Raw genomic sequence first — 7,926 nt, forward strand, 5'->3', positions numbered from 1 at the left:
CGTGTCAAACCGTGTGTCCCGGTCTGTCGTGCTTCGTACGGGTTGGCGCCGACGAACACGCGCAGCAGCGAACCACTGTGCCGATCATCGGATTTGGCAGGCCGGCCGCTGTGGTCTCCCACAAGCGCGCCCGGTGCCCCGCCNCGACAACCTTACCCGGTCGGTTCCGCTCCGCCAAATCCGCCCTGCGGCGTCTCGACGGGCCCCACCCGGACCGTGCCCTCGGGAGGCAGAACCTCACCTGGGACCCGGCACCTGCGCTGGTTCGGTGCTCCCGGGCTTTCATCCCGTTTGCCCCGTTCCGCGCTGGCAGAGAGAAAGTTACGCGTCTGCGGGTTTGAACGTCAAATCCGCTGGTGGCGGCCCGCGTCACAGCCGACGTACGGCCAGCCAGCCACGCAGCCCGAGCACCCCGACCGTGGTGCCGATCGCCAGCGAAGCGGCGATGAGCAGCGCGTGCACCCAGAGGAAGCTGGTCGGGTCGCCGTCGCCCACGATCCCACCCGACCAGGCTCGCGGATCGTTCCAGATGGCCACCGCGAACCTGGGCCAGATCACCCAGGTCCACACCCCGACCCCGAGCAGGAACAGCGACCAGCCGCGCGACAGGACCATGGTCGGCCAGTATGCCAGCGGGCCCGTCCGACCAGGTCAGACCCGCTGGTCGAAACGACGGTGCGGGGTTTCCGGCGTCCACGGCCGGGGCACAGTTGACAGCGCCGAGAGCAGATTCCGGAGGTGCCACCATGCAGCCGTTCAATCCGTGGACCTGGCGGGATCCGGCCGCGCTCGTCGGAGGTTACGACCAGACGAGCCCGAGCGACGTGCCGCGGCAACGCGCCGGGGGCAGCAGCGACGGGCCGGACGCTCCCGGCCCGGGCACCCCGATCGACCTCACCGGCTATCGGGTGGAGGCCACCGACGGCCGGATCGGCGCGATCGACGAGGCGAACGAGGAAGCCGACGCCCGCTACCTGGTGGTCGACACCGGCCCGTGGATCTTCGGCAGGAAGGTGCTGCTGCCTGCGGGCACGGTGGCCCGGGTCGACCACCTGGAGCGGGTCGTGCACGTGGATCGGACCCGCGAGCAGGTGAAGGAGTCGCCGGCGTTCGACCCGGACGACTTCGCACGCGCCGACTACCGGGAGCGGGTCGGCAACTACTACTCGGAAAGCTACCGGCAGGGCTGAGCCAGGACCGGCACGGGAAGAACGAACCCCCGGAGGGGCATCCCGGATACCCGGCGGGCCGCTACCGTGTCAGGCATGGTCCGGTCGTGCACCCGTGCTCCGGAGACCCCCGCCGGTCTCCCGGGCGGTGCTGTCGACGGCCGGGAGCAGATCCTCGACGTACTCCGTGCCGGTGGGTTGCGCTTCCGCGCCGGCGGGCGATGGCGGCGCTCGTTCTGACGAGCCCGTTCCACTGATCCGGGTCACCTTCCCGGGTCGATCCGCGCGTCCGCGCGTCCCCGCCATCGACCGGCACGAAAGGCGTACGACCATGTCCTCAGCACGCATGCTCACCGGTGACCGTCCGACCGGGCGGCTGCACCTCGGCCACTACGTGGGCAGCATCGCCAACCGGGTGCGGCTGCACCAGCGTTACGAGAGCTTCTTCATCATCGCCGACCTGCACATGCTCACCACCCGCAACAGCCGCGCCGACATCGAACGGGTCGCCGGCAACGCCCGCGAGATGGTCACCGACATCCTCGCCGCGGGCGTCGAGCCGGAGCGGGCGACGTTCTACCTCCAGTCGGCGATCCCCGAGGTCGGGGACCTGAACACGCTGTTCCAGAACCTGGTCACGGTGCCTCGGCTGGAGCGGGTGCCGTCGCTGAAGGAGATGAGCCGGGACGCCGGCAAGGACGAGATGCCGTACGGCCTGCTCGGCTACCCCGTCCTCCAGGCGGCCGACATCCTCTGCGTGAAGGGGCAGGTGGTGCCGGTCGGGAAGGACAACGCGGCACACGTCGAGGTGACCCGGGAGATCGCCCGCCGGTTCAACCACCTGTACGGCGAGGTGTTCCCGGTGCCCGACATGATCATGTCGGAGACGCCCACGCTGGTCGGCACGGACGGCGCCGGGAAGATGAGCAAGAGCCGGGGTAACGCGATCGCGCTCGCCGACGACGCGGCCACCGTGCGGCGCAAGGTGATGGGGATGTACACCGACCCGAACCGGGTGCGCGCCGACGTGCCCGGGACGGTCGAGGGGAACCCGGTGTTCGCGTACCACGACGTGTTCAACCCGGACCGGGCGCAGGTCGAGGACCTCAAGGCGCGCTACCGGGCCGGTCGGGTCGGTGACGTCGAGGTCAAGGAGGCGCTGGCCACGGCGCTCAACCGGTTCCTCGACCCGATCCGGGAGCGCCGGGCCCGGTTCGAGGCGCAGCCCGGCCTGGTCGACGAGCTGATCGTCGCCGGCACCGAACGGACCCGGGCGCAGGTGCACGCCACGCTCGTCGAGGTCCGCCGGGCGATGGGCCTGACCGGCGCGTACACCCAGGTGCGGCGGCGGGCCGAACGCTATCGCAAGACCGCCGCCACGCCGGCCTGACGATTCGGGTACGCCGTCCGGCCGGTCCGGGTACGCGCTTGCGCCGAACCCGGGCCGGCCGGTTAGGCTGCCGGCATGAGCAGCTCGTACGCGTACCCGACGGCGTCCCCCGACGTCCGGCTCGGTGCGCTGCGACGCCGGCGGTCCCGCGACCGCCTGCGCTGAGCCTTCCTCTCCTGCGACCGGCGGATCGAGCCGCCGGTCGTCGTCGATCGCCCTCGTTCCGCCGCTTCCCATCCGGTGATCCGCGCGGCGGATCCGAGCGAGATCGGCGTACCCATGGATCTTGAAAAGCTGCTGGCCGATCGGCTGGCACCGGCGTTCGCGGCGGTGGCCGGCGGGCCGGTGGACCCGGTCGTGCGGCGTTCCCAACACGCGGACTTCCAGTCCGACGCGGCGCTGGGGTTGGCCCGGCGGCTGGGACGGCCGCCGCGGACGATCGCCGCCGAGGTGCGCGACCGCGCGGAGCTGGCCGACGTCTGCGCGACGGTCGAGGTGTCCGGGCCGGGTTTCCTCAACCTCACCGTGGCCGACCGGATGCTCGGTGACCTGGTCGGCGCGCTGGCCACCGATCCGCGGCTGGGCGTGCCGGCGGTGGCCGGGCCGGAGACCGTGGTGATCGACTACTCGGCGCCGAACGTGGCCAAGGAGATGCACGTCGGCCACCTGCGGTCGACGGTGATCGGGGACGCGGCCGCCCGGACGTTGGCGTGGCTGGGACACCGGGTGCTGCGCGCCAACCACCTCGGTGACTGGGGCACCCCGTTCGGGATGTTGATCGAGCACCTGGTCGACCTGGGTGAGGCGGAGGCCGCGCAGGAGCTGTCGATGGGTGACCTGGACGCGTTCTACACCGCGGCGCGGGCGAAGTTCGACGACGACGCGGCGTTCCGGGAGCGGTCCCGGCTGCGGGTGGTGGCGTTGCAGGGCGGCGATCCGGTGACGGTGCGGCTGTGGCGGCTGCTGGTGGCGCAGTCCGAGAGCTACTTCCTGACCGTGTACGACCTGCTCGACGTGACCCTGTCGGCGGCGGACTTCCGGGGGGAGAGCAGCTATCACGACCAGCTCGCGCCGACGGTCGAGGAGCTGGACCGGCTCGGTCTGCTGCGGCGCAGCGACGGCGCGGACTGCGTGTTTCCGCCGGGGTCGGTGGGGCGCGACGGTGAGCCGCTGCCCCTGATCGTGCGCAAGTCCGACGGCGGGTACGGCTATCCGGCGACCGACCTGGCCGCGTTGCGGCACCGGGCCGGCACGCTGGGCGCGACCCGTCTGCTCTACGTGGTCGGGCTGCCGCAGCGGCGGCACTTCGAGATGGTCTTCGCGACCGCCGCGCGGGCCGGGTGGCTGGCTCCGCCGGCCCGGGCCGAGCACGTCGGGTTCGGGTCGATCCTCGGATCGGACGGGCGGATGCTGTGCAGCCGGGCCGGTGGGGCGGTGAAGCTGGTCGGGTTGCTGACCGAGGCGGTGGAGCGGGCCACCGCGCTGGCGCGGGAGCGCAACCCGGAGCTGGGCGAGGCGGAGGCGGCCGAGGTGGGGCGCGCGGTCGGCATCGGCGCGATCAAGTACGCCGACCTGTCCGGTGACCGGCGCAAGGATTACGTGCTGGAGTGGGAGCGGATGCTGGCGTTGGACGGCAACACCGCGCCGTACCTCCAGTACGCGTACTCGCGGATCCGGTCGATCTTCCGGCGGGCCGGCGTGGCGGCGCGGCCGGGCGCGGGCGTCGCGCTCGGCGAGCCGTCCGAGCGGGCGCTCGCGTTCGAGCTGGTCGCCTTCGGCGCGGTGGTCGAGGAGGTCGCCGGCAGCCTGGAGTTCCACCACCTGGCGGCGTACCTGCACCGGCTCGCCGCCGCGTTCAGCGCGTTCTACGAACGGTGCCCGGTGCTGCGGGCCGAGGGGCCGGTGCGGGAGAGCCGGCTGGTGTTGTGCGAGGTGACCGCGCGGGTGCTCCGGCAGGGCCTGTACCTGTTGGGTATCCGCACCCCGGACCGGATGTGACCCGGCCGGCTCAGCGGGGCAGCCAGGACTGCACCTCTGTTAACCGATTCAGGTGGCGGCCGTAGAGCGGACAGGCACGTAACGTCATCGATAACGTTCGAATAACGCGGTGTTTCCAATGCTTGACGCTTGTCACCTTAACCGGTTCAGTGGGGCGGTGGCGACGGCCGGACATCGACGGACGCCGTCGCCGCTCGGTCGCCGCCGACCTCCGGCGGCACATCTGCGGAGGTTTCCGATGACACTGCGCATCCGCCGGACCGTCGTCGTCGCGGTCGCCGCCGTGCTGGCGACGACCGGCCTGTCGGCCGTACCCGCGGCGGCCGACAACCGGCAACAGACACCCGACGTGTCCTCCCGCCACGCCGACCACGCGTTCGTGGTCCGCGACGGCACCCGACTGACCCTCGCCGGGCAGCCCTTCCGATTCGCCGGACCCAACATGTACTGGCTCGGCCTGGACGAGAACGTCGGCGGCACCGACCCGACCGACCCGCCGGCCGTCGGCTATCCCACCTACTTCCGGATCCGCGACGGGCTCACCACGGCCCGGCGGATGGGCGCCACCGTGGTCCGCGCCCACACCCTCGGCGTCTCGACCGGCGACCCGCAATCGCTCGAACCCGCGCTCGGCGAGTTCAACCCGGAGGCGTTCGACCGCATCGACTACGCGATCGCCGAGGCACGCAGGCAGGGCCTGCGGCTGATCGTCCCGCTCACCGACAACTGGCAGTACTACCACGGCGGCCGGTACGACTTCCTGCGCTGGCTCGGCCTTAGCACCGCCGACGACGGCGCGTTGTTCTACACCGACCCGGCGGCGCGCGCAGCCTTCAAGCAGTACGTCCGCACGCTGCTCACCCATGTGAACCGGTACACGGGCAAGGCGTACACCGACGACCCGACGATCATGGCGTGGGAGCTGGGCAACGAACTCAACGGGATGACCGCCGACTGGGTCGACGACCTCGCCGGCCACGTCAAGACGCTCGCCCCGCGCCAACTGGTCGCGGCCGGCAGTCAGCACGGCGTCGACGCCGCCGTGCTGGCCTCGCCGCAGGTGGACATCAGCGACTCGCACTACTACCCGCCGACCGCGGCGGGCATCGCGGCCGACGCCGCCGCGGCCACCGCCGCCGGCAAGGTCTACGTCGCCGGCGAGTTCGGCTCCGGACAGGCCACCGACGAACTGCTGGACCAGGTGGCAGCGAACCCGGACGTGAGCGGTGCGCTGTTCTGGTCGCTCTTCGGCCACCACGACCACTCCGGCTTCGTGCCGCACGGCGACGGCTTCACCGTGCACTACCCGGGCGACACCCCGGCCATGCGGACGGCGGTGGCCGCCCTGACCCGCTTCGCCGGCCGGATGTCGGGCCGCCCCGCGCCGGCCGTGACCGGCGACCGACCGCTGCTGACCGCCATCGACGCCGACTACGGCATCCACACGGTGCGCTGGCGGGGCACCGCGGGCGCCGCCGGCTACCTGGTGCAGCGACGCGACCCGGGTGGGGCTTGGGCCACCGTCAGCGGCACCCGGCCGCTGAGCGCCGACGACGCTCCCTGGTACGACCTGACGACGCCCGCCGGCCGGGTCACCTACCGGGTGGTGGCGGTCGACGCCAGCGGCGCCGCCGTGGCCGTGTCCCAACCGGTCGGCACCGACCCGACCAGTGACCAGACGTACGACCCACTGGCGGACTGGTTCGTCACCGCCGGGCACAGCGACTCGCTACGCCGCACGCCCACCGCCGACGGAGTGCTCGTCGCACCGGCGCGGGGCCGGCCGGGCGAGCTGCGCTACCAGCCGGCCGACCTCACCGCCGCCACCATCACGGTCACCTCGGCCGGCCGCCCCCAGGTCGTGGTCGAGGTGTCCGCCGACGGAACGACCGGATGGCGCGCGGTTCGCCCCCGCGTCGACCGGATCGGCCACGACCGGTACGCGGTCTCTGTCACCGGGCTGAGGAAGGTCGACGGAATCCGGGTCGTGTGGCGGCGGGACGCCCGCTTCGCCGTCACCTCGGTCGCGTTGTCCGCACGGTCGGGCTCGGTGACCAGCACCGCGCCGAGCGCGTTCCGCCTGACCACGCCGGCCCCGGACGCCACCGGGGTGAGCCGGTTGGCGGCACTGGACTGGTCCGTCGCGCCGGGCGCCGCGTACTACTCGCTGACCGTGTCCGAGCACGTCGACCTCAGCGCGCCGCTGGTGGCGGTGTCCGGCCTGCGTACCCCCGGCTTCACGCCGACCACGGCGTGGCCGGCCGGCAGCACGCTGCACGTGCGGATCACCGCCACGAACGGGTACGGCTCGACGGCGGCGACCGGCTCGTTCACCACCCGTGCCGACCTGCCGGGAGTGGTGGTCGACGACTTCGACACGTACCCGTCGGACGCGGAACTGGCCGCCGCCTACCCTCGCAACAGCGGCGGTGACCCGATCACGGCGACGCTGGCCCCGGCCGGCGAGGGCAGCGGGCACAGCATGTCGCTGAACTGGACGCCCGGCGCCAGCGGGTACGCGGGCGTGATCCACAACCTGCCGACCCCGCAGGACTGGCGCGGCACGACCGGGCTGCGGATGTGGGTCGAGCCGGGCGCGGACGGACAGCAGTTGACCGTCCAGTTCGTCGCCTCCGGCTTCTACTGGGAGAAGACGCTGACGTTCGCCGGGACCGAGGCACGGGTGGTCGAGGTGCCGTTCGGCGACTTCGCGCCGCCGCCGTGGGCCACCCCCGGCCCGCTCGACCTGGGGGCTGTCACCCAGTTCTCGCTCTACCCGGGCGGCACCACCGGTGCGAGCAGCCTGCGACTGGACTCCCTGGCCGCGTACGCGTCGTGACCCGGAGCGCCGGGCCGGGGACCTCGGGCCCCGGCCCGGTCGTCTTCGGGTGACTCAGGTCTCGATGATGGCGCCCTTCTCGTCGATGCCGTGGCTGCGCCAGTAGACGTCCCACTCGTCGTCGACGTGCTGCGGCACCTTCCCCTCCGGGTAGCGCACGTACGGGCTGGTGGGCTCCTGTCCGTCCGGGAAGCAGGCGCTGCCGCCCTCCCCGCCGACCGCGATTGCCGGGTATTCACCGTCGGCGCAGATGGCCTCCTGGTAGCCGCAGCCGGTGGTCGCCAACAGCCCGCTGAGGCCGACTGCGGCAAGGGCGATCAGAACTCGGGTTCGCATGGGAAGAATTCTGGTCGCGGCGACCACCGCTGCCATCGGTACGCGTACTCATCTTCACGGAAAGGGCCGGTCTCCCCCAGGCGGGAGACCGGCCCTCGTTCCGGTGCGCGATGCCTCGTGCGGTCAGCGCTGCAGGGTGAGCAGGCCGGGCCGGTAGGGCAGGAGGCCGTAGTCGCCGCCGGAGTTCGGGGAAC

General features: G+C 72.3%; 6 protein-coding genes. 4 read left to right on the plus strand and 2 right to left on the minus strand.

The window, feature by feature from the left end; all coding sequences use genetic code 11:
• Nucleotides 1–369 precede the first annotated feature (369 nt).
• Nucleotides 370–615 carry an SCO4848 family membrane protein gene (locus tag B1205_RS13525; protein ID WP_089155955.1) on the minus strand — a complete coding sequence of 82 codons (246 nt, stop codon included), beginning with the start codon at nucleotides 613–615 and terminating at the stop codon, nucleotides 370–372.
• Nucleotides 616–746: 131 nt separating this feature from the next.
• On the opposite strand from B1205_RS13525, the gene B1205_RS13530 reads away from it, so the two are divergent.
• From B1205_RS13530 to B1205_RS13545, 4 genes are all read left to right on the plus strand, one after another.
• A complete protein-coding gene (locus tag B1205_RS13530; RefSeq protein WP_089155956.1) occupies nucleotides 747–1,190 on the plus strand; it encodes a PRC-barrel domain-containing protein in 444 nt (147 codons plus the stop codon).
• A 310-nt stretch (nucleotides 1,191–1,500) separates the two neighbouring features.
• Complete coding sequence (gene trpS / locus B1205_RS13535) at nucleotides 1,501–2,559, plus strand: tryptophan--tRNA ligase (protein WP_089155957.1); 1,059 nt, start codon at nucleotides 1,501–1,503, stop codon at nucleotides 2,557–2,559.
• A gap of 279 nt (nucleotides 2,560–2,838) precedes the next feature.
• Nucleotides 2,839–4,557, plus strand: a complete 1,719-nt coding sequence (argS, locus tag B1205_RS13540; RefSeq protein WP_089155987.1) for an arginine--tRNA ligase — start codon at nucleotides 2,839–2,841, stop codon at nucleotides 4,555–4,557.
• A gap of 238 nt (nucleotides 4,558–4,795) precedes the next feature.
• Nucleotides 4,796–7,396 (plus strand): carbohydrate binding domain-containing protein, encoded by a 2,601-nt coding sequence (locus B1205_RS13545; protein WP_089155958.1) that lies wholly within the window; start codon nucleotides 4,796–4,798, stop codon nucleotides 7,394–7,396.
• A gap of 54 nt (nucleotides 7,397–7,450) precedes the next feature.
• Here the strand turns inward: B1205_RS13545 and B1205_RS13550 are convergent, their stop codons facing one another.
• The gene (locus B1205_RS13550) at nucleotides 7,451–7,732 is read right to left on the minus strand and encodes an SCO0607 family lipoprotein (protein ID WP_254909926.1); all 282 of its coding nucleotides are present in this window, start codon (nucleotides 7,730–7,732) and stop codon (nucleotides 7,451–7,453) included.
• Nucleotides 7,733–7,926 lie beyond the last annotated feature (194 nt).

This window comes from Micromonospora sp. NBS 11-29 (assembly GCF_002140155.1).
Classification (GTDB): Bacteria; Actinomycetota; Actinomycetes; order Mycobacteriales; family Micromonosporaceae; genus Micromonospora.

Coding starts and splice junctions, on each gene's coding strand:
- argS (WP_089155987.1), top strand. CDS start 2,839: ATGGATCTTGAAAAGCTGCTGGCCGATCGGCTGGCACCGGCGTTCGCG.
- B1205_RS13550 (WP_254909926.1), bottom strand. CDS start 7,732: ATGCGAACCCGAGTTCTGATCGCCCTTGCCGCAGTCGGCCTCAGCGGG.
- B1205_RS13530 (WP_089155956.1), top strand. CDS start 747: ATGCAGCCGTTCAATCCGTGGACCTGGCGGGATCCGGCCGCGCTCGTC.
- trpS (WP_089155957.1), top strand. CDS start 1,501: ATGTCCTCAGCACGCATGCTCACCGGTGACCGTCCGACCGGGCGGCTG.
- B1205_RS13545 (WP_089155958.1), top strand. CDS start 4,796: ATGACACTGCGCATCCGCCGGACCGTCGTCGTCGCGGTCGCCGCCGTG.
- B1205_RS13525 (WP_089155955.1), bottom strand. CDS start 615: ATGGTCCTGTCGCGCGGCTGGTCGCTGTTCCTGCTCGGGGTCGGGGTG.